21 protein-coding genes and 2 pseudogenes are annotated in these 23,053 nt (G+C 34.0%); 7 read left to right on the forward strand and 16 right to left on the reverse strand.

The genetic code is table 11. The features are described 5' to 3' along the window. Positions 1 to 403: 403 nt before the first annotated feature. From BGI23_RS15480 to BGI23_RS27595, 11 genes and pseudogenes are all read right to left on the reverse strand, one after another. Entirely contained in the window at positions 404 to 1,549 is a 1,146-nt protein-coding gene (locus BGI23_RS15480) for a hypothetical protein (protein ID WP_044793106.1), read from the reverse strand. Next, positions 1,546 to 2,883, reverse strand: coding sequence for a F390 synthetase-related protein (locus BGI23_RS15485; protein WP_070806487.1), 1,338 nt, complete (start codon positions 2,881 to 2,883; stop codon positions 1,546 to 1,548). The genes BGI23_RS15480 and BGI23_RS15485 overlap by 4 nt, the downstream gene beginning before the upstream one ends. Next, positions 2,876 to 3,727, reverse strand: a complete 852-nt coding sequence (locus BGI23_RS15490) for an MBL fold metallo-hydrolase (protein WP_000695247.1) — start codon at positions 3,725 to 3,727, stop codon at positions 2,876 to 2,878. The genes BGI23_RS15485 and BGI23_RS15490 overlap by 8 nt, the downstream gene beginning before the upstream one ends. Beyond that, positions 3,724 to 4,710, reverse strand: a complete 987-nt coding sequence (locus tag BGI23_RS15495) for an NAD-dependent epimerase/dehydratase family protein (RefSeq protein ID WP_000783223.1) — start codon at positions 4,708 to 4,710, stop codon at positions 3,724 to 3,726. Before BGI23_RS15495 ends, BGI23_RS15490 begins: the two co-directional genes overlap by 4 nt. After that, complete coding sequence (locus tag BGI23_RS15500; protein WP_070806488.1) at positions 4,707 to 5,870, reverse strand: ATP-grasp domain-containing protein; 1,164 nt, start codon at positions 5,868 to 5,870, stop codon at positions 4,707 to 4,709. The genes BGI23_RS15495 and BGI23_RS15500 overlap by 4 nt, the downstream gene beginning before the upstream one ends. Beyond that, positions 5,860 to 6,849 carry a beta-ketoacyl-ACP synthase III gene (locus BGI23_RS15505; RefSeq protein WP_070806489.1) on the reverse strand — a complete coding sequence of 330 codons (990 nt, stop codon included), beginning with the start codon at positions 6,847 to 6,849 and terminating at the stop codon, positions 5,860 to 5,862. The genes BGI23_RS15500 and BGI23_RS15505 overlap by 11 nt, the downstream gene beginning before the upstream one ends. Before the next feature lie 498 nt (positions 6,850 to 7,347). After that, positions 7,348 to 8,181 carry a CPBP family intramembrane glutamic endopeptidase gene (locus BGI23_RS15510; protein WP_001078407.1) on the reverse strand — a complete coding sequence of 278 codons (834 nt, stop codon included), beginning with the start codon at positions 8,179 to 8,181 and terminating at the stop codon, positions 7,348 to 7,350. Between the two features lie 109 nt (positions 8,182 to 8,290). Further along, a complete protein-coding gene (locus BGI23_RS15515) occupies positions 8,291 to 9,085 on the reverse strand; it encodes a MerR family transcriptional regulator (protein ID WP_070806490.1) in 795 nt (264 codons plus the stop codon). A gap of 146 nt (positions 9,086 to 9,231) precedes the next feature. Continuing rightward, entirely contained in the window at positions 9,232 to 10,146 is a 915-nt protein-coding gene (locus tag BGI23_RS15520; RefSeq protein WP_157441038.1) for a class I SAM-dependent methyltransferase, read from the reverse strand. Between the two features lie 158 nt (positions 10,147 to 10,304). Next, on the reverse strand, positions 10,305 to 11,462 hold the full coding sequence (locus BGI23_RS15525) for an RNA-guided endonuclease InsQ/TnpB family protein (RefSeq protein WP_070806492.1): 1,158 nt from the start codon (positions 11,460 to 11,462) through the stop codon (positions 10,305 to 10,307). After that, a pseudogene (locus tag BGI23_RS27595) lies at positions 11,459 to 12,058 on the reverse strand (IS607 family transposase). The gene BGI23_RS15525 and the pseudogene BGI23_RS27595 overlap by 4 nt, the downstream one beginning before the upstream one ends. 267 nt (positions 12,059 to 12,325) lie before the next feature. On the opposite strand from BGI23_RS27595, the gene BGI23_RS15540 reads away from it, so the two are divergent. After that, complete coding sequence (locus tag BGI23_RS15540; RefSeq protein ID WP_000819856.1) at positions 12,326 to 12,907, forward strand: ATP-binding protein; 582 nt, start codon at positions 12,326 to 12,328, stop codon at positions 12,905 to 12,907. A gap of 150 nt (positions 12,908 to 13,057) precedes the next feature. After that, entirely contained in the window at positions 13,058 to 14,176 is a 1,119-nt protein-coding gene (locus tag BGI23_RS15545) for an LPXTG cell wall anchor domain-containing protein (protein WP_070806494.1), read from the forward strand. Positions 14,177 to 14,241: 65 nt separating this feature from the next. Here the strand turns inward: BGI23_RS15545 and BGI23_RS15550 are convergent, their stop codons facing one another. Both BGI23_RS15550 and BGI23_RS15555 read right to left on the reverse strand, forming a co-directional pair. Further along, positions 14,242 to 14,913: an ABC transporter ATP-binding protein gene (locus BGI23_RS15550; RefSeq protein ID WP_000202597.1), complete on the reverse strand. Its 672-nt coding sequence runs from the start codon at positions 14,911 to 14,913 to the stop codon at positions 14,242 to 14,244. Further along, a complete protein-coding gene (locus tag BGI23_RS15555) occupies positions 14,913 to 15,977 on the reverse strand; it encodes an ABC transporter permease (protein WP_070806495.1) in 1,065 nt (354 codons plus the stop codon). The genes BGI23_RS15550 and BGI23_RS15555 overlap by 1 nt, the downstream gene beginning before the upstream one ends. A gap of 185 nt (positions 15,978 to 16,162) precedes the next feature. Between BGI23_RS15555 and BGI23_RS15560 the strand changes: the two genes are divergently transcribed. Together BGI23_RS15560 and BGI23_RS15565 are read left to right on the forward strand one after the other, a co-directional pair. Then, the gene (locus BGI23_RS15560; RefSeq protein ID WP_070807315.1) at positions 16,163 to 16,786 is read left to right on the forward strand and encodes an ArsR/SmtB family transcription factor; all 624 of its coding nucleotides are present in this window, start codon (positions 16,163 to 16,165) and stop codon (positions 16,784 to 16,786) included. Positions 16,787 to 17,003: 217 nt separating this feature from the next. Then, complete coding sequence (locus BGI23_RS15565) at positions 17,004 to 18,263, forward strand: MFS transporter (protein WP_070806496.1); 1,260 nt, start codon at positions 17,004 to 17,006, stop codon at positions 18,261 to 18,263. Between the two features lie 186 nt (positions 18,264 to 18,449). Here the strand turns inward: BGI23_RS15565 and BGI23_RS15575 are convergent, their stop codons facing one another. From BGI23_RS15575 to BGI23_RS15585, 3 genes are all read right to left on the reverse strand, one after another. Continuing rightward, positions 18,450 to 19,826: a sensor histidine kinase gene (locus BGI23_RS15575; RefSeq protein WP_070806497.1), complete on the reverse strand. Its 1,377-nt coding sequence runs from the start codon at positions 19,824 to 19,826 to the stop codon at positions 18,450 to 18,452. Between the two features lies 1 nt (position 19,827). Further along, a complete protein-coding gene (locus BGI23_RS15580) occupies positions 19,828 to 20,505 on the reverse strand; it encodes a response regulator transcription factor (protein ID WP_000781975.1) in 678 nt (225 codons plus the stop codon). Between the two features lie 80 nt (positions 20,506 to 20,585). Further along, positions 20,586 to 21,251 (reverse strand): YczE/YyaS/YitT family protein, encoded by a 666-nt coding sequence (locus BGI23_RS15585; RefSeq protein WP_070806498.1) that lies wholly within the window; start codon positions 21,249 to 21,251, stop codon positions 20,586 to 20,588. A gap of 114 nt (positions 21,252 to 21,365) precedes the next feature. Between BGI23_RS15585 and BGI23_RS15590 the strand changes: the two genes are divergently transcribed. The 3 genes and pseudogenes from BGI23_RS15590 (at position 21,366) to BGI23_RS15600 (ending at position 23,007) form a co-directional block, all read left to right on the forward strand. After that, complete coding sequence (locus BGI23_RS15590; protein WP_070806499.1) at positions 21,366 to 21,818, forward strand: MarR family winged helix-turn-helix transcriptional regulator; 453 nt, start codon at positions 21,366 to 21,368, stop codon at positions 21,816 to 21,818. 25 nt (positions 21,819 to 21,843) lie between these two features. Continuing rightward, complete coding sequence (paiA, locus tag BGI23_RS15595) at positions 21,844 to 22,362, forward strand: spermidine/spermine N(1)-acetyltransferase (RefSeq protein WP_070806500.1); 519 nt, start codon at positions 21,844 to 21,846, stop codon at positions 22,360 to 22,362. Between the two features lie 22 nt (positions 22,363 to 22,384). Beyond that, positions 22,385 to 23,007, forward strand: a pseudogene (locus BGI23_RS15600) (FMN-binding negative transcriptional regulator). Positions 23,008 to 23,053 lie beyond the last annotated feature (46 nt).

Below are 23,053 nucleotides of genomic sequence, written 5' to 3' on the forward strand. Positions count from 1 at the left end.
TTAACATTACATACATGTAAATTTTGATGTTAAATCTTTTCGTTTCATACGTTGTTTTTTATTACTTTTAATTTAAGGGTTTACTGATTTTTTATCCGAGGACAATGAAATTCATCAACAAGATAGACATGAGGTTATATTTATGGTTTCAGTTAATGTCCCTAAAATACTAGTTCGGTTAAGCAATTCGATATATTCCACACTACAAATATTTATTTTATAAAAAGAAGAACCCCAAACATTTTGAGTAAAATGTTTGGGGTTCTTCTGGCCTCCCTAAGTTTTTATGAAAAAGATTGATTATTTTATGTAGCCTACTAAAAAAACATTTTGTTCAATCAACTAACAGAACAAGATGAAACACTTATAACTCCTACAATTTACGAATCTTATCCTTTTTTGCTTAAAAGCGATGTTTTTTTGCCATCGGTTCTATATATGTATTTAATATCCACATTAATACTTTCCATACCTTTTGTTGGCTAGGTGGTAAATGAGCGTTATATACATAACTGTATTCAATTTGCTGTGTTGCACCACGATTTCGTTTGAACTCTCCAGCCCCAGCACTACAATGACAAATTAAATCTTTTTCAATAGAATCCATTGTAATAAGGAGGGACAGTATACGGTATAAACCTTGTTGCTGGTCAGTGTTTGTATGATAACCAAGGATCGGCGTTGTCATAACTCCATCCCTAATAAAATAAGCAATGACACCATCAATTGTGTCCCCTTTTTTTATGGCCTTTATCTCAAATAAACGATGCTGAAGAGCATTCCATAAATAAGCGGGTGTAAACATTGGGTTATGGGCAGAATATTTTTCAATATATAGTTGGTTGTATAGCTGAGAAATTTGTAAAATATCATCTTTTGTTAATTCCTCATTCGTAATAATTTCATAATTGCTTTTCTCTAATAAACTTTTATCATTTAGTAAATCTTTTCGTTTTTTTCGATTCATTTTTTTATAGTGTTTCGGATCAAATAAGTATATAGAACGAGACATAATTTTATTGTAACCGACTGTAGATAATGCTTCTGTCGTTGCGGGATATAATTTGTTATTTAAAGAGCGAAATAGAATGGTATGCTCTGGAAATTTCTCAACTAATACTTTCGTTATTTGTTCGATTTGTTGTTCGTTGATAGAGTGATACAGATTTGTTGAAAGCATCCAATTATTTACGACAATGACTTTATTAATATTCGTTCGTCTTAGCCAATTTCCCATAAAATGAATCGGATAGGTTAGTAGCTTCTCAAGCCATGGTTTTTTCAACTCCCATAGCTCTTCTAACGCATAAGATATGTAATGTGTATAAGGAGAACATACATATGAATTTTCGAACTCTGCGTTATTAAGAGTGACTGGTAAGATGAGATCATCAATTTCTAATAGAAAGAGTTGCGTGTTCACATTTTCAATAAATGCTGTAACGCCCTGTTGAAAAAGAGGCAAGAAACTATCTCGTACATACGCTCCATCTTTTTTGGATTCCCAATCAATGCTATGCAAGGAATGATCATCATGTAACTGAATCATTTATGTTCACCACGCCTTACAAAACTTTCTATTCTTTTTAATTTTTTATCATATACTTGAATATCGTAATGCGAAAAGAAAACATGCGGTATCGCACACTTTTTCGTAGACCATAGTGTATGTAATTCTTGCATTACCTTTGATTGACATAATTCGAGATTTTCAGGTAGTGCTTTAAGTTTAATTTCAATTTTATCTACGCTATGTTGTATTACTTTAAATTCTTGGATGTCACTAGATGCAAACAAAATTGCTCTTCTAATAAAATCTGGAAAAATAAATATTTCGCTATGATCCACTTCACTTATTCCAATAAATATATCGTCACATCGACCATCAATACGTTCTAATGCTAAGAAAGGTGAGCCACAGCTGCACGGCGTCTTTTTCTCAATTAATATGTCATTGAGACGATATCGTATAATCGGCTGTGTTTTCCTCATGAAATCAGTAATTATGGGAACAAATATCCCTTTCTCTTGATCTAAGTATTCTTTTTCAATATGAACGAGGTCTTCATTCATGTGTAATGTCCCATGCTTGCAGGTGGTAGCAAGAAAACCTTCTGTACATTGGTAAACTTGGTGTACTGTCTGCTTGAAAGTTGCAGAAATAAAGTCTCTATCAATATCTTCAAGCACTTCTGCTACAGAGATAATTTTCTTAGGACAAATTGTAATCAGTCCTTCTTGCTGCCAGTAAGCAATTTTCCGTAACATAGACGGAGGTGCAATTAAAATAGATGGCTTTACTTCATTTAATCGCGTGATATGCTGTTGAAACGAATCTAGTAAATCAAAAAAATGAAATGAGATTCGCTTATTTTTTGTCGCTTCGTATAAGTTGCTATTTGCACGTAAGAAAAAAGCAATCGTGTGTTTATGTAGAAGGCTAGAAGGAAGCACCTTTCCAATAATCGAGCCAGCCCACAACGTTTGTTCTTCCTCGGAAACGAGAAAAACCCCACGATTTCCACTAGTGCCTGATGATAAACCGACAGTTATATTACGAATGGTTGGTGAGAAATTCCGGGTCTTCTCTGCTTCAAATGCTATATGAAACGCTTCTTCCTTTGAAATATGGACTGTATTTAATGTATCAAAATGTTCCATCATTACTTCTTTATCAATAATGGGGAGTGCAGACAAATTTCCCTTTTGAATTTCATGTAAAAACGGCTTATATAACTGGCGATAAAAAGGCGACGCTTCTATCGTGAACAAAAGTTGTTTTTCTATTTGTCGTTTATGAAACTGTTCCAATTGTTTGCGATTTGAAAATCTCAAGCCATATTTTGTTTTCAAGTATTGCTTGAGAATCCGTAGTTTATTCATAGTACACCTCTGCTTTAATTTTATCCCATGTATGTTCACAATGCGTTGGTACAATTTCAATCTCAGATGATGTTTGTGATAAATGGTGTAACTTCTCAATATTCTTCCGGTAAGACTTTGGGTCGCTCGTTAAAAGGTTGGCAATCTTACTAGGAAATACAAGGTTTTGATACGTTTTACTTAGCCACACTGCGTCTGCGCAAAGAAAAACAATTTTATTACTCTGTAAATGGACGAATATACCAAATTGACCAGTTGCATGTCCTGTTAAGTCAACAGCAAATAATGAGCCATCATCAAATACATCATAGCCCTCTTCAAACTTTCCATATGTAGAAGGTAAGTTAAGAGATGGAGTTCGATCAATGAATGTCATCCTCTGCTCTAAATCCACTGGCAATGTATCTTTTAGGCACCCTTTTAATAGAGCACCAAATTTACTTCTCTTTTTAATATCCTCATAAGCTTTTGCGAAGGTTAATATTTTCGCTTTTGGAAAATCGGGTAAACCCGCTGTATGATCGCCATGAAAATGAGAAAGAATAATATATTTAATTTCTTCTGGCTGAATACCATCAAGAAGAAGTTGCTGTTTAATAGATTGCTCTTCCGTAAAATGAACAGGCGTCAGTTTTGCATATACAGAGTAAGGGAATTTTTTTGTCGCTTCTTTAAAGTGTCCTGCATATCCAGTATCAAATAAAATATATCCTAATTCTGGATGCTGGAGTAATCCTACTGTTGCTGGAAAACAGATTTGTTTCCAACTGCCCTTGGAGTATGCGATTTTTTCTGGATGTGTACAATATCCTGTATCATATAGCTTTAAAGATTTGATTTTCATTGTATTTTCCACCAGTCTACAAATTTTGTAATTCCTTCTTCTATACTGACCTTTGGAGCATATCCTAGTTCTTCTTTAGCTTTATCAATACTTAACGTCTGGCTTTTTGAAAGGACGCTAACAGTATACTTTGTAAGAATAGGTTCTTTTCCGAATAAAATAGTTTTTGAGACTCCTTCTAATATAGCCGCTAGTGTAAAAGCAGTTTTGTAGGAAATTTTTTTATATCGTACTTCCTTATCAAGGCGCTTCATTACATTTTCTATGACCTCATATAAATTGATACGTTCATCATTTGTTATATTGTACTTTTGCCCTAATGTATGTTTTGGGGAATGCATACAAAGAAGTAAAGCATCTACAACATTCTCAACATACGTAATATCAACAAGAACATTTTCTGTACCAATTCTCGGTAAAGCCCCTTTTTCACATACTTTAATAAGACGCGGAAGAATTGCGTTATCCCCTGGTCCGAATAAAGCACGCGGGCGTATTGTGATAACTGGTAAACCATGTACGAAAGCTTGATCAATCGCTTGTTCAGCTATGTACTTCGTTGTTGCATAATGATTTACAAACGTATCAGGAAGTTTCGCATTTTCTACTACATTTTGTCGCTCATCATAATAAAAATAAATACTTGGCGTTGATACGTGGATAAGGCGTTTTATACCATACTTTTGACTTCCCTCGATAATATGTTTCGTTCCTAACACATTCGCATTATAAAAATCTTCATATTTGCCCCAAGGGGAAGAAAGTGCGCCACTATGAAAAATATAATCTTTATCTTTACAAACTTGTACCACACGCTCCCTGTCTTCAAGAGGACAATGAACAAACTCGATCCCATTTTGTTCTAATACCTTACCGATTGTTTTATTTCTTCCCGTTGCCGTTACTTCATAGCCCATATTTTTCAGTCGAAAGGCGAGTTTTTGTCCTAGAAAGCCCGTTCCACCAGTTACTAGCATTTTCATAAATCTTCACCATCCCACGATATGTCATATGTTGTTTGCTCTAAAATAGTCCGTTCATGTTTATAACTTTCACGCCATAATTTATACATGCTAAAAAACTGATAAAAAAATGGTTTCCAATCATTGTGACGATAAACGATATCTGGATAAGAGCATAGAACTTTTAACCATCGTTTACGTTTTTCTTTACTTTTTAAATAAGGAAATCCATATAGAAGCATCGCTAACCGAATTGCACACTCCGAATTTTGTTTTGGAACGAATGAATTGTTTACTTTTTCATTAAAAAACGCGGGCAATATTTCCTCATCGAATAAATGTAATCCACTTGTACTACGTGGATTACATTCAATTGGAATCGCATCTCCATTCTCTGTAACGATAAAATCAAAGGCAATTTGTCCTGAGAAATTTAACTCTTTTACAATATGCGTAACAAACTGATCAATTTTAGAATGATTCATATGCTGAAACGCAATGGTAGCACCTAAGCCTGCCGTGAATTCCGTTTTATACGTAGAGTGAGCCAACACTTCCCCAGATTGTGCAATACTGTAGGAACAATGCTGCGTTCCTTGTATAAACTCTTGCATAATATAATTCGGCTTACGTATCATGCTTTCTTTTAGAGCAGCCTCTTTTATCATAAATTCCACTTTATCAGAAAACCGGGAGTAAATCGGCTTTAATACAAAAGGAGTATGAGCTGGTGTTTTGTGCATCATTGACCTTATCGCTTCTTCATTATTTATTCTATATGTTGCAGGTACTTGCCACCCTAAATTTTCTACGAACTGAATAAATTCCCACTTATTATGCAGTAATAAAAGTTTTTGAAAATCATCTACTAATACATGACAAAATGCACTTAATTCCCCTTTATATTTAGATATATAAAATACTTCTTCACACGTCGGAATAAGCAAATCTACATTGTGACGTTGAATAATGGATAGTAGCGCACGGATACTTTCATTTGTTTTCCACTTTGGAGATGGGATTTCATAAAAGTAATCCGTACTCTTTGAAACTTTACTTAACGGATAAGGAATACTATCTGCAATAATAACGGTATGTCCAGCGTTATGAAACAGTCTGCATAAATGCAAAGTTGCTGGTGCACGTGCTCCTGTAAGTAATACTGTTTTCTTAGTATTCAAGAAGGATGCCCCCGATAGAAAGTCCCGCAGAAGTACCTAATAATAATATTTTATTTCCACGTTGCACTTTCTTTTGCTTAATCGCTTCGAAAAGAGCGACTGGAATAGATGCGGAAATCATATTGCCGTAGTCTTCAAAAATAGTCATAAAGCGTCCTTCATCTACCCCTAATTTTTTACGAATGAGTCTCATAGCTGGTCCACTTGCTTGGTGAGGAACAATTAAATCAATATCGGCTAGAGAATAACCGGTATCCATAAGGAGCTTGTCGATAAACTTCATTAAATGCTTAGAAGATAGTTTAAAAATGGCTCTTCCATTCATATCGAACAAGAAGTCTTCTTTTCGTTCCTCACTATACTCCCTAGGATGAATCATCGTTCCACCGCCACGAATTTCTGATAAATGCGCACCAGAGCTATATGTTTCCATATGAGAAGCAATAATAGAAGATGAATGATCGCCTTTTGTTATGACAACAGCTGCCGCACCGTCACCGAATAAAATACTGCTTTCATTTTGTCCCCAATTTAATCCAACAGAAGAAATTTCAGAAGAAATAATAACAACATTTTTGTATCTCCCGCATTCAATTGCGTATGAAATTGTATCAAGTGCTGTTATGAAACTTAGACATGTTGAATTGATATCAAAACATGGAATACCAGAATGCTGTAGCCCGAGCTGTTCTTGAATAAGTGATGCAGTAGAAGGAATCGCCTGTTGAATCGTTCCGCTTCCGCAAATAATACAATCGATATCATCCCATGTTAACTTCGCATCTTCTACAGCTTTTTTTGCAGCCTCAGCCCCCATATAAGAAGACGTTTCCCCATCAACAAAGTATCGTGTTTTTACTCCAGCTTTTTTTAATGTCCAGCCTTCTGGTACGTCTAACATACGATCTATTTCAAGAGAATCTACTTTTCGTTTTGGAAGATATGTGCCAATTCCTTTTATACTAATATATCTTTTCATTTTCTATCGCCTCTTAATCTTTTTATAAATTTTAAAATTCCGTCATATATAACTACTGTTGTAGATAAATACAGATTTTATTGTAAAATTCTGCCATACCATTGTGTACATCTAATCCTACTTCTCTTCAAAAAAGAGCCAGTTCTCTACTTGAGAACTGGCTCTTTTTGCATGAGAATTCTTCAAATACATACTTTAGAAAAACACTTTTATATCAATTTAATTATATTATAACAATTATCCGAAAATAATTAATAGTATTTTTTGTAAATAAAAGTGAATATGTGGTATGAACTTACGTGAGAGGATCGTTTATTGAGCAGCAAATATAAACATATGGAACGTATATACATCTCATTTAAACATCTTCTATTTTCTCTTTTGTTTTCAAAAAAATGATTTCTATAATTGGATTGACAGAGCTTTAGATAGTAATGCCAAAGATATATATACCTACCATCACTAAATTTAATTTCCTTTTCTTTTATAGACACATCACTATGCCCTATAATACTTTCCATTTCTACTATTCATGTCTTCCGCTCCATACAAAACTCTCTTTGGATTTATAACAATCATTACAACTGCTACCACTAAATAAAATATCGCGTTATACATGATTAGATTTATTAAATTTCCGTTTATAATACCAATAAAAAAATTAAAGAATTGATGGATAATGATTGGAATAATTAAATTCTGATTCAAGTTGTAAAATGCAGTCATGACGATTTTTATAGATATGATAGAGATCATAAAAAATAGAATATATTTAATTAGGTCCATGCCAACAAATCCTGTAGTAAACCAAATAGGTAGGTGCCACATTCCCCACCAAAAACCAATAATTAGCGAAGCTTTTAATGGTGAATACTTCTTTTGAAGTTCAATTTGTGCAAAGCCTCTCCATCCTAGTTCTTCTCCCAATGGCCCCGCAAGAAAGTTTTTAACAAAAAAATAGATTAGCATTCCCCATGAAGAGACAGTAAAAATAGAGTCTACTTCACTATTTTTAGACACGACAAACAAAATCATTAGAAATATAAAAGTTTGAATCGCACTCATAATAAGAAGGACAGAAACTTTAAGTTTGTTCTTGAACTTGTCTTTTACAAATTGTATAAAGCTCTGACCGGGATAGATTTTTTTAAATAACACGGCAAAAGCAAAAGTTGAGGACCAAGACGATATACAAAACATTACATCAAAAACCCATGCTGGGAATCCTAGCATACTTATAGCTCCTACAAGCAAAAAAAGTGGCAGAAAAATGATATTGGTTAGTACGATAAAACTAGCTACTGGCTTTTTTAATTTCTTTTCTCTATTCATGCACAATCCCCATTTCAAACTAAGTATTTCGTAAACATAATAGTATTTATATTTACAGATACTTTCAGCTTAAACCTGGGGGTTACTCACAGGTCAATACATGTCTGCATTATTTTACAGGTGCATAAATTTCTAAAAATATACGCTCAAGTTCATCTTCATACGTGGTAAGTAATATATTTATATACACTAGCCCCAAAAGCTCATACCCTTGTTCTATTGCTGCTTTTCTTAAACTCGATTCCACGATATGATCAATACTCTTCCCACCAGTTGACCACCTTCCATCCTCAATAACTGTATACATACATTTTGGATGCGATAAAATTTCCCCTTCTAACTCTATGTCAAATTCCTCTACTTTTCTTACAACTATAAATTTATCTTCTATAATACCTTCCTCATTAAAACTTATAACTCTTCGTAAAGATGTTAAAGTAACTGCTTTTTTTAAACGATCCGTATTTTTTTTCAAAAATTCATACTCATCATACGCAGTAAAATGCTCTATTTCTCCATTTACTTCTAATGGCTCCATTTCTTTTACTACATATTTCCCTAGGAATTGCTCTATTTTTCCGCAATCTTCTTTTACAATTTGAAGCTTTTTTAAAAGGAGTTTTTTATATTCTATCTCCTCTAAAACTTCTTGTTCTTTCTCTTCCAACAGTGATTTTATTTCCTCTATACTCTTACTTTTTCTTAATTCCTGAATTTCTTTTATTTCGATATCCATTTCTCTATAGAAATTGACCGTTGTTATATCATATATATCAAAATGATTATATTTTCTATACCCATTCTCAATATCTTGCTTCGGCTTGACCAAATCTTTTTCCTCATAAAACTTTAAAGTATCTCTAGATACATCTAAAAATTTAGCAACTTGTCCAATTGTGTACATTACGTTCTCCTTTAGCATTACTACTTAATTTATTACATTCATACTTCATATTCTTTACATTATCGAATTTCCCTTCCTAGTTAATATTTCCCCCTTGTTGTCCCACAAAAAAAGCACAGAGATTTCTCCCTATGCCTACTAATCCTCTACTTCTTCACCGCATGCACATAATGCACCGTCTCAAAAGCTTTTAAATAATCGTTTCGTCCTTCAAAATAGAATGTATTTATGTCTTTTGGCGATAAGTGCTCATAAATGAGTAAGCCCGCCTTCTCTAACAGTGCTTCCATTTCGGCGTAAGAAAAACATGATTTCATCGGTTCTCCACCTACTGCAGCCATTTTTACCATATTTTCAACTCGATTGGACAACCCTTTTTCGGTAAATAAGTTTTCATCCGGATAATCGAAAACGATAGAGCTCCCTTCTGGAACCATCTCGAATAAACATTCTATTAAACTAGAAAGTTCTTCTTTCGTTAAATAGTACGTAACACCTAATAGACTAAAGAAAGTCTTTTTATTTTCAAATCCTTCATTCCGTAACTGTTCACTGGAAAATCCTTTCGTGAAATCCATCGAAATAAAATGAAGGTTGTTTGGAGTTTCAAGTTCTGCGTCTTTTATTCTCTCCCTCTTAAACTTTTGTGTAGAAGGATGATCCACTTCAAATATTTCTATTTCATTCTCTAATTCTCGATGTCTGAAACTGAACGTATCTAAGCCTGCACCGAGTATGACGTATTGTTTTGCTCCTAATGTAATCTCATGTAGTAATACTCTTTCACAATATGCCGCGCGTGCCAAAGGTGTTGGTGATAATTGAACTTGTGTAATCCATTTTAATATTTCTTGTGGATTGTCTTGAAACTTCTCTGCAATGTCTGTATTAAAAAAATGTATTCCTTGAACCATGTTCATTTCAATTTCGTTACGTTCTTTTTTTGAAATAAAATCTTTAGCTACATAATCATCAAAGATTTTAGGACGATCAAATTCACTGTGATACGCCCTTCCGAAAGCTGATACTAACGACGTTACACTTGCTCCACCTTTTTTCACGCACATACACTGCTACTAAAAATATAGACAAACGTATATTCTTAGAGTATTCCTGCTTCTACGTGCCCTGCCTCGCTAATCACTTGCTACTACAGTTTGCTGTGACACTCCACAGGCGTAAATTCCGATGTAGCCCACCGTACATATATACAATCTATTTACGTTAGTATTGTATATTTTTTTGCTTGTAAAAGGTTGATTGACGCATTTAAATCTCTATCTATTACATTGCCACATTCACATGTATATACTCGGTCAGACAGCTTTAAATCCGACTTTTTTTGACCGCAACATGAACACATTTTAGAAGATGGATAGAATCTGTCCGCTTGCCGTAATTCAATTCCATATTCCCTACATTTCGTTGATAACCATGTTTTAAAAGCATAAAAACATTGTTGCGCTACAACTTTAGATAGATGTTTGTTCTTCATCATACCTTTCACATTCAAATCTTCTACTGTAATAAACGTTGGCTTGGTTTTCACCACATTCGTTACAATAGACTTTACATACTCTATTCGAATATTCGCTAATCGAGCATGCAACTTTTGCACTCTAAGAACATTTTTATCTATATTCGCTCTTTTATTAGTAACAGATTTTTCACCTCTCTTTTTTAGATTTTCAAATTTACGTGATAAAGAGCGTTGTTCACGTTTTAACCGTTTTTCTATCTTTTTTACTTTTATTGTTTTGTTGATGTTTTCATGAACGATACCATCGCTACGTGTAGCAAAATCCTTCACTCCTAAATCAATCCCTAGACCTGTTTTATTGAGTGCTAACTTTGTTGCCATTTCTTCCAATTCGCAAAGTACAGATACAAAATATCTTCCTGCTCTTTGATATACTGTGCCACTCTTTACAGTTGCATTTTTAGGGATATACCCATATTCTTTTAACCTTACCCAACCAATTGTGGGGATTTTTACTCTATGCCTTTCTACTGTCCAATCTGTTTCGTTGTTTTTCGGAAAGTAGCACTTCACATCTTGCTTCTTCTTTTTTTTATATCTTGGAAACTGAGATAAACCTTTAAAAAATCGCTTGAAAGCTTTATCTCCATTCATAATCGCTTGTTTTACCGCTTTGCTCGACACTTCTTTAATCCACTGGTCACACTCTTTTGTATGAATATTGTTCAGCCATTTGGAAAAGTCATAGCCACTAAGAAATTTCCCCTCCGACTCATATGCCTCTTTATTTTTAGAAATATACAGGTTATATACATATCGACACACCCCAATAGTTTGACGGATTTTACTAATTTGTTCAGTTGTCGGTTTGATTTCTATTAAATATGCTCTTTTCATAAGTCTCCATCCTCCGACATTTTCTTTTTGTATTTTCTCAATCCATATATTCTACAGCTAAATACATGCATGATAGATATTAAATCCTGAACAAGTTCTTCTTGAGGAGATAGTTTTTCATTGTTAACAATCATAATTTCCACACCCATTTTACGAAGAAACTTTTCAAACCAATCATATCCAAAATGTACAAATCTATCTTTGTGTGCAATGATGATTGCCGAAATATTTCTTTCCATACAACTGTCAATCAGTTTATTCCACTGTTTTCTTTTGTAGTTTAATCCGCTACCAGTATCTTTGATAACTTCATCTACAATCATTCCTCGTGCATTTGCAAATGTTTTTAAAAACTCAACCTGATTTTCTAAATCATCTTTCTGACCTGGATTTGATACTCTTGTGTAAATAACTACTTTGCCTACTTTATTTTCTTATTGAATACCCATATATTCCTTATACTGTTCTTCTGTATAATATCTTCTTCCTTTTGGGTTTCGGTAAGCAGTTAAAAAACCTTGATTGTCCCACCTTTGCAATTTCTTAACAGAGACATTAAGCATTTCTGAAAATTCTTTTGGTTTATATTGTTTCATAATTACTTTTTATTATATATGCCTACTTTTGTCTATGTTTTTGTTTACTGTTTCTTTCTCCTTCATTTTCACAAAAAAATAGGGTCCCCCCGGCCAGGAGAACCCTATTATACACTTTATTTTTATATTGGTAAATTATAGCATAAATAAGTTTTTTTGTCAAGTTTCCAGCCTACTATCACTTCGGCACTTTGTATATTCTCTGGCAGGAAAATATTCAATCTACATTGAATATTCCAGACTATAACAACACACATGGAGGCCAATATGAAACGATTCGTCATTATTACGGTAGGAAAAACACACAGCGGTAAAACTACATTCGCAAAAGCTTTAGAAAAAGAGTTACCCCACTCTTTCGTTATGGATCAAGATAACCAAGCTGAATTTATTAACACGCATTACGAAAAATTACAGCCGGCTGAAGGCCCTAATACATTTAAGCACGGTCTTTCTAAATTCATTGTTGATTATGCGAAAGGACATACAAATTTACACCTTATTATTAGTAACTCCAATCGCAGTAAAAACGGAAGGTTATATTTACTAAACGAATTATTTCCACAAAATGAATATGTACGCATACTCGTTCATTTTGACATTCCAGATGATGTACTTTACGAAAGAGTGGCTCGAAGCACGCGAAATACGAATATTTTTAGAGGTGGATATGCTAGTTTCAAAGAAGTACTTGATCGACAACAAGCTGAATCACTTCACGAAGATGTCGTAGATCCTGTAGAAAACGAGGCTGATTATTTGTTTGTTATTCGCAATAGTAAAGATGTAAGCTTTACTATTGAAGAAATTGTTCATCTAGCTAAAGATTTATCCCCTACTCCAAAATAAGAGACTATAAGAATTACATAATGATAGATTATTATGCAAATCCTTCCTCTAAGCGCCTAACATAGTATATAATGATAAGATAATCTACTTCTATATGCTCATTTTTACACAAAACAGTTCATGCATATGAAAGAAAAGAGGTACAAAAATATGAAAACAAAACAAACAATCGCTGCGTCTACACTAGCTTTAGCAATGATTGCTGGCGCAAACTCTGCTCATGCGGAAGTAACTGATGCTACTCCTCAGCAAAGTACGGGAGATCGATTAGCTGAAATTAAGCAACATAAACAAGAGTTAGATGCGAAATTGCAGCAACACAAAGAAAACGTGGATCAAACATTGAATGAACTTAACAAAGTTAAGGAAAATGTTGATACGAAGGTGAATGAACTACACGAGCGTAAACAAGTTGCCGATGAAAAAATTAACGAAATTAAGCAACGTAAAGAAGAGTTCGATGCAAAACTTCAGCAAGACAAGCAAATCGCCGAAGATAAAATCGCTGAAATAAAAGAGCATAAAAAACAAGTAGAAGATAAAGTTGCTGAAGTGAAAGAACATAAGCAAAATATCGATAATAAGGTTAATGAGATTAAAGAACATAAACAAACTGTCGATGAAAAAGTGAATGAAATGAAACAACATAAAGAGAACATCGATCAGAAGGTTAATGAACTTAAGGAAGTAAAAAAACAAGTAGATGAAAAATTAGCTGAATTAAAGAAAGCGAAACAAACTGCTGAGGACAAACTTGCTGAGCTAAAAGAAAACAAACCGAATACTGGTAACACGTTAGAGGAACTTAAGAAAATTAAAGGCAATTTAGATAGCCTTTCCGCTAACTTAGAACTAGCTAAACAAGATGTAAAAAACAAACTAGCTGCATTACAAGAAGCTAGACAAGATTTAATCAATAAAATTAACGAGATTAAGCAATCGAAACAAACTGTTTCAGACGATTTATCAAAGAAAAAACAAGACTTAGATATTAAAATCAACGACTTTAAACATACTGAGAAAAAAATTGATGACAAATTAGCTGAGTTACACACAACGAAGCAAAATGTAGATAACAAGATCAACGAAGTATCTCAATCGAAACAAACAGAAACAAAGACTGGTACTACAAATGCAAACAATAACGCTAAAGAACTTCCTAACGCTGGTAGCGAGCAATCAAACAATATGGCTCTAGGAATGCTATCTGTATTAGGCGGCGCTTTATTACTTACTCGTAATAAAATTAAAACGTTATTCTCAAAATAAAGCCATTATACTTATTAGAAACGATTATACAAAGGCCAACCGTATGTACGGTTGGCCCTTTATCTTTATATTAATTGTCCATCTCTTAGCGTCAATATACGATCGCATACATCAAGCATTCTCTCATCATGTGTAATCATAATGGCTGCTTTTTGGCTCTCTTTCACTTCGCGTTTCATCATTTCTACAACTTCACGTGCACGTTTTGAGTCTAAACTTGCCGTTGGCTCATCCGCTAATATTAAATCTGGGTTGTTCATGAACGCACGAGCAATTGCTACCCTTTGTTTTTCCCCACCAGATAGTTGATTTGGATAATGATTTTTTCTTTCTCCTAATCCAAATGCCGCTAATAAATGATCCGCACGCTTTTCTGATTCTTGTTTGCTTTCTTTTTTCAGCTTAGCAATGTAAAGTAACTGTTCCTTCACATTTAAATATGGAACAAGGTTTGCAAACTGGAAGATGAAACCGATTTTTTTCAAACGAATATCTGTCATTTCCTTTTCTGATAACTGTGTAATATTTTGCTCACGAATATAAATATCCCCTTTTGACGGTGATAATAGTGCACCCGCGATTGATAATAACGTACTTTTTCCTGATCCAGAAGGACCGACGATTCCGATAAATTCTCCAGCTTTCACATCAAGTGATATCGGATGAAGGGCTGTTACTTCCGTATTCCCTTCTCCGTACACTTTACTTACTTTGTCTAATTTTAATAATGAAGTCATTACATCCCGCCTCCAATTGCCTCTAGCGCATCAACTTTTAATACTTGGTATAACGAAATAAGTGTTCCTAAAATACTAATTAAGATAAAGATTGCTGCATATTGTGCAATCATCGGTGTTGTTAATAAGAACGGCATACCTGCTGGTAAAATTTGTTCTAATCCTTGTACAAGAACGATACTGATTACCATCGCAACGACTGATAAGAATAACGCCTGCACGACTAAGCTATTTGCTAAATACGAATTCTTCGTACCGATTGCTTTTAATACACCTAATTGCTGTGTTTTTTGCAGTGTAATAACGTAGAAGAATACACCGATTAGTAACGCAGCGATAACTAGTAAGAATGCAATAATCATCGTTAATGTTCCTTGCTCTTCTTTAAATCCTGGAATACTTTGCAATACTTCTTTTTTGTCAATTACGTGTGCATTTTTAATCTCTTTATCTGTGTTAAGTGCAATTGCACTATAATCTTTTTGATTTGGTTGCGAAATAGCGCCCCATACGTCTTCATTTACATAAACGACTGGTGTATGGCTAAACATTTGATCTTTCGTAAATCCAACGATTGTAAATTCTTTCTTTGAAACAGGATCAATAATTGTATCCCCAATATCGATTCCTTTTTCTTTAATTGATTCGTCAGCAACCATTTCGTTATTTGCTGTACCTAATTTCTCACCTTTTACAATGTTCGGTTCTAAAAATGTATCGCGTTCACTTGAGAAAATAGCGATATCAACCTTTTTTGAACTATCTTTCTTTTCATACGTTGAAACTTTCACACGAAACGGAACGGCCTCTTTCTCGCCTACTTGATTTACTACGTTATCTACATCATCTTTCTTAATTTGTGAACGAAGTAATTTATTTTCCGCATCATCTGCTAAAACGAACTTATTCGCCTCCATATTTTGAATCGATGAAGCATTATCATATGATAGTCCATTTGCTAATCCTGAAATAACAAGAACTAAAAATGATAATAACACCATAATCAGTCCGATTAATCCGTATCTTAATTTTGATTGTTTCAATTCACGCAGAGCTAAAAACATTTCGCTCGCTCCTTCCTCTTTCTTTCTATGCACTTATCATAAAAAAGAAATATGAACGGAATATGAACAGAAGATTACAGAGAGTAAGATTTAATTTTCAGAAAGTATTGAAAATAAATAGAATCCTTGATACAATTCAGTCAAATAATATTGACCGAGTAATTTAATTCAAGGAGTTGATCATGTTGAAGCCCGTATTAACACTAACTACTTATAGCCAACTAAAAGCATTAAGCGATCCATTACGTGTCGAAATGATGATACGTCTATGCGAACGTCCTTATACTGGACAATTACTATCTGAGAAATTCGGCATTTCAAGGGCGAAAATTCATTATCATTTAAAAGAATTAGAAAAGAATGGGCTTATAGAGATCGTTTATACAGAAGAAAAGAATGGGATTGTTCAAAAGTTTTATCAATCTGTCGCTAAAGGCTTCACCCCTGCCGCAGATCTATTACCTCATTTAGAAATATTAAGCGAATCAGGTCGCCAAATCTTTTTACAAATGATAGAAAGAACGAAAAGCCAAATTCTCGCTGCACCAGAAGAAGCTTTTACATTACGAAAAGAAAGCGAAGATCCTGCTGATTGGAATTACGTTTCATCTTGCTGGGAGTTTGATGCTACGCCAGAACAATTTCAAGTGTGGGTGAAAAAATTTCATCAATTGATGGCTGAATTAAATGAAATCGCAAAAGACGCGGATAAAGCTCCAAATAGTAAATCTTATTACATTTCTACCACTGCACTTCAAATCGCAGAGAGAACAATGCAGCAATTTATTAAAGAAGAAGAAAAATCGTAATACGATTTTTTTTTACATAAACGGTCAATTTTATTTTACCGAATAAATTTATCCGACATTAACGGGCAGTAAAACTCCAACCTCAAAATTCAACTAAAAAAAGAAGTTAAGTGGGAGATTAACTTCCCGTAAACGTCCGATTGGTGGGGGCTGATAATCAGTGGGGATGAACCTCCCACTGATTAAAGTTTCACTTTATTATAAAGGAGTAGATTAAATGGACATATTGAAAAACCGGAATTTCCTCTTATTATTTTTAGGAAGAATTTTTACTAACATAGGAGATAGCTTATACTACGTAGCAGCAATGTGGCTCGTATATAAGCTAAGTGGTAATCCTTTTTATTCTGGATTGGCTGGTTTCCTTACGTTACTACCTTCTGCATTACAATTTCTTACCGGTCCATTCGTTGATAGATGGTCAATAAAAAACACCCTCGTCATCACACAAGTACTGCAATGCATTCTTATATTAATCATTCCTATTACACACTACTTCGACCTACTAACCGTCCAATTACTACTCATCATTATGCCAATCGTAGCTTTTATCGAACAATTTGCCTATCCCGCACAATCAAAAGCTTTACCACTTCTACTGCATAAAACACAATTATTAAAAGGAAACTCACTCTTCTCATTTGCGTATCAAGGCATTGATTTAATTTGCACGACGCTTTCCGGCATATTAGTAGCACTATTTGGCGCCATTACTTTATATTTGGTTGACTCCTTAACATTTGCGATTACAGCTCTTTTGTTCTTTTCATTGAAAATGCCACAGCAAACCGATACGGGCACATCACTTTCAACTAAACAATATTTCTCTGATTTAAAAGAAGGCTTTTCAATCGTCTTTCGTTCATTAATGAGCGTCTTCTTAATCGGTTCAGTTGTTGCCAATTTTTCTATCGGTATGACGATGGCGATACTCCCTTCTTTCGCTGATTCTTTAGGAGGCGTGAAATCATATGGCTTCTTCTTAGCTGCTATATCAGCAGGTAGTCTGATTGGTGCTTTATTCAGTTCATGGGTTGGCAAACGTAATGTTGGCCGCGCTTCTATTATTAGCTTTGCGACTGGTGCTATCTTTTGGTTTCTCTCTACGGTTGTACCGTTTCAATGGTTATCTATTTTCTTATTCGGCCTAGCTTGGGTACCGATTGGTGCAACCAACATATTATTTGCGACAATTAGTCAAATTTTAATTCCAAATCAATATATTGGCCGCATCAACTCAGTTATGCGAAGTATGGGCACAATCGCTATGCCGTTCGGTTCTTTAATTGGCGGATATGCTGCAAATGTATTTAGTAGCCAACTTATTTTTGCGTTCGCTAGCATCGGGATTTTATTTATTTCTCTCGTATGGCTACTTCATCCGAAATTACGAGCATTGCCGAAAGCTGATGAAATTACAGCGGATACCTTTGGGGTTCGGTTTAAGGAAGAGCGCGGGAAAGGTGCGGCTTTATAATAGGAGTTAGGGTACGTGAAATTTATATCGGCGATTTTTCAAATATATCAGCGCAACTCGAATTATATCGGCGATTTTCACAATATATCGGCGTAACTCAAATTATATCAGCGATTTTTCGATTATATCGATTTACCGACAAAAAACGACAAAAAGAAGAGGCCGTTTCCAAACAGCCTCTTCCCTCTATTTCGGAAGCTCCACCCGAACAGTCGTCCCTTCCCCTTTCGTGCTATAAACCGAAACAGTTCCGTTATGCAGTTCAACAATCTTCTGCACAATCGATAACCCTAAACCGCTACCTTCTACATTTCTTGCTCTTGCTGTATCTACTTTGTAGAAGCGATCAAAAATACGTTCCATTTCTTCTTTTTCCATGCCGATTCCGTTATCGGATATAGAGATGATAACGCTAGACTCTAACTCTTCGACGAAAAACTCAATAGTCCCACCATCATTTGAAAACTTAATACTATTCGTGAAAATGTTACTCCATACTTGATGAAGTAAGTTTTCATCGCCTTTTATGACGATATCCGGCACATCAAATTCAACAGCGATATCTTTTTCACGCCATTTCCATTCAAGCATAAAAATGACGTCTTTAATTTGCTTCTGTAAATTGAATTCTTTTATTTGTAACACTTTCTCTTCTTTATCTAATGAAGCTAGTGTAAGTAACTGTTTACATAAACTAGACATTCGCTTACTTTCGCCCTCAATAATTTGTAAGTAATGATTTCTTTCTTCTTCACTCATTTTTTCTGTTTGCAATGTTTTTGAAAAACCTTGTATAGAAGAAAGCGGCGACTGGAATTCATGTGAAACGTTCGAAACAAATTCTTGTCTCATTTCATCTAATTCTTTTATACTTTTCGTCATCTTTTGGAAGCTTGTAGATAACGTTCCTATTTCATCTTTTCGTTTTACATCTAATTCGATTTCATATTCACCACTCGCAATTTTTTGCGTAGCCTTCGTAAATTTACGAATCGGACGAACGATGTAACCTGCTGCAATCGCTATAAAGATAATGCTTAATAGTACGATAAACCCAAGTAATACCGCTAAGAAAATTCGCATCTCGCCAAATTGGTTTTGAATATCAGGACGAATAAATAATGCGTACTGTTTATCACCGTGCTTTAGCGGTACACCGACACTATTAATTAATTCGTTATCGAAAAATCCTGTAATAAAGAGGCGAGTCGGATATGTAGAAACACCGTTAAACGTTTCCCCTTGCAGTACTTTATGAACTGTATCGTCGCTAATAGACGTCTTACGAAACGCATTACCAATACGCTTTCCATTCTTTTGATCATCGACAATATAAATTTCATATCCTAGCTTCGCAATAGAATGTAAGTACGCCTCTTGATTTTCTTCGCTTTGCTTTTCATATAATGACTTAACTTCTTCCGCATACTTTAAAATCTTTTCACTATTATATGGCTTTAACTTCACTTGATAATATACGTTCGTTAATAAAAAGCCTATAATACTACTAAGTAGCATAATACCGACTGTCATAAATACAAATCTAGAATATAGTGATTTCATCTTATTTCAGCTCCAACTTATAACCGAGTCCGCGCACTGTCGTAATTTGAAAATCATCCGTTCGTTTTGAGAAACGATCTCGGAGCCTTTTCACATGAACGTCAACCGTTCGTTCATCCCCTTCAAAATCCATTCCCCATACTAGCTCAATTAACTCTTCTCTTGAAAATGTTCTCCCAGGATAACTAGCTAATTGTGATAATAATTCAAATTCCTTTAATGGAAGCAAAATCGTCTGCCCGTTACACTTTACTTCAACACCTTTACGATCAATTGTCGTCCCGTGAAGTGTAATTATGTCCGCACTCAGCATTTGATAACGGCGCAATAAAGCTTTCATACGGAAAATGACTTCAGCTGGTTCAAATGGTTTTACGATATAATCGTCTGTACCAGAAATAAATCCTCTTTCTTTATCGACTAACTGATCTTTCGCCGTTAATAAAATAACAGGAATATCATGATACTTACGAATTTCTTCACATAACGTATAGCCATCAACGAACGGCATCATAATGTCTACGATCGCAAGATGAATATTTTCCTTCTCTAATACTTCTTGCGCTACCTTTCCATCTTCTGCTTCAAAAACTGTAAACCCCTCTTTTTGTAAATGGTAATGTAACAACTCTCTAATATGCTTATCATCATCAGCTAATAAAATATGTATCATCTTCATTAAACCCTCTCTTGTTCATCCTTCTACATCACTACATTAAGAAACAATTGGATTTTTTGCAAGAAAAAGAAAAGGATTCCTTAGAAGATACTCTTGTTATCATTGTGGTCAGCTGCTTTATTTTTCTTATAACTTGGTGATGTACTCTGGTGTACGAATAAGTAATCTAATACTTTTTTAGTAAGTGGCATAAAGAAATTCAGTAATAGCCCACCTAAACAAACGGTTAATATAGTTCCAATACCAATTGGTCCATGTAAAATCGTTGCCATTATCAAGAACATAAGGTAAATAAATGTTCTTGATATAAAGATATTCGTTCTCGTTAATTCTTGTATGATTAAAGTTAATCGGTCAATTGGAATGGGAGCAAAATTTGTTTGTAAATATATCGCAGTTCCTAATCCTGTAATAACTAAGCCAATTCCAAAATAAATCATTTTACTGTACCATATTTCTGGTGTAATTAAATTACGTAATAAAAATAGCCACACATCAATACCAATGCCCGTTATGAATGCTGTTAACAACCCTAGTATCTCTGGTCTATGTCTTTTTAAAATTGAGTTACAACATATTAATAATAAAGCTATTATTATTTCCCAGCTTCCCACAGTAAGTCCCACATTTAAAGAAAGTCCTACTAAAAGCGCATCAAAAGGTGACGTTCCAAGATCTGATTGTATTGTAAAAGAAATACCAAGGGTTAATATTAAAATTCCTAATACATAAAAAATATACTTCATTTTAATCAACCTCTTCATCGTTATTTTTGTTGCATTTACAATAAAAATATTTTATATTAAAAATAACTTCACATTGTTGCATTTGCAACAAAAATAAAAGATAAGGAGTTCATTATGAAAGAAATTCTTCGTGAAATTGGCATGATTGCAAGGGCATTAGATTCTATTAGTAATATAGAATTTAAAGAATATGAGCTTACAAAAGGTCAGTATTTGTATCTTGTGCGAATATGTGAAAACCCAGGAATCATTCAAGAAAAGCTATCTGAGATGATAAAAGTAGATCGTACAACTGCAGCCCGGGCTATCAAAAAGCTTGAAATTAATGGATTTATCAAAAAGAAAGAAGATGAATCTAACAAAAAAATTAAAAAACTTTTCCCGACAGAAAAAGGAAAAAATGTTTATCCTTTTATTAAGAGAGAAAATGATTATTCCAATACTGTTGCATTAGAGGGATTTTCGGAAACAGAAGCGGAAACTATTTCTAACCTTCTTCAAAGAGTCAGAAAAAATATAGAAAAAGATTGGGAATTTGTAAAAAAGGGAAATAAGAGAGATTATTGATTATATAAAGGAGCGAACTATTAATATGACTACACATATAGAAAAGTGCACCCTTAAAGATATACACAAACTTCAAGAAATTAGTTATGAAACATTTAATGAAACTTTTAAACATCAAAATTCACCCGAAAATATGCATCATTATTTGGAAAAGGCATTTAACTTAAAGCAATTAGAAAAAGAACTATCCAATATCTCTTCTCAATTCTTTTTTGTCTACTTTAACGATGAAATTGCTGGATATTTAAAGGTCAATATTGATGATGCTCAGTCTGAAGAAATGGGCAATGAATCACTTGAAGTAGAGAGAATTTATATAAAGAGCTCCTTTCAAAAACATGGTCTTGGTAAATATCTACTAAATAATGCTATTGAAATTGCAATAGAACATAATAAAAAGAACATTTGGTTAGGCGTATGGGAGAAAAATGAAAATGCTATTGCTTTTTATAAAAAATTAGGTTTTGTACAAGCTGGCTCTCACTCCTTTTATATGGGCGATGACGAACAAGTTGACCTTATCATGATCAAAACACTCATATAACTTTTTTGAGAGGTGGGCTATTATGTATATTCCAAAGTATTTTAAAGTCACAAATGTTGATGAAATTTGGGATTTTGTTCAAAAAAACTCTTTTGGAACAATTGTCACAACAGAAAAAGAAAAACCAATCGCAACTCATTTGCCCTTTGGATTAACTAAAAAGGTGATGATTATTTTATTACTGGACATATGGCTTATGGGAACCCCCAGTGGAGAACATTTGAAACTTGTGAAGATGTCCTTGTAATATTTCAGGGACCTCACTCTTACATCTCTTCTTCTTGGTATGAAAATGAAGAAGTGCCAACATGGAATTATCAAGCCGTCCATATATATGGTAAAGCGAGTATTTTAGATAAAGAGGAATTAGTAGATGAATTAACAAAAATGTTAAAAAAATATGAGGAGCATCGTGAAAATCCAGTATTATGGAATAAACTTTCCCCTACTCTCTTAGAAAATGAACTGAAAGGTATAGTTGGATTTAAAATTAAAGTGGAAAACATCCAGGCTGCATATAAATTAGGTCAAAATCGAAATGAGAAGAATTATATTAACATTATTGATAAATTGTACGATGAAGGAAATCCAGATGCAAAACAAATGGCGGAACTCATGGGGAGTAGATTAAAAAAACACATATAATCCATTGTTATTCAACTCTCACATTTCCAAATTAAAGAACAGACTA

The organism is Bacillus sp. ABP14 (assembly GCF_001831375.1).
Lineage (GTDB): Bacteria > Bacillota > Bacilli > Bacillales > Bacillaceae_G > Bacillus_A > Bacillus_A paranthracis.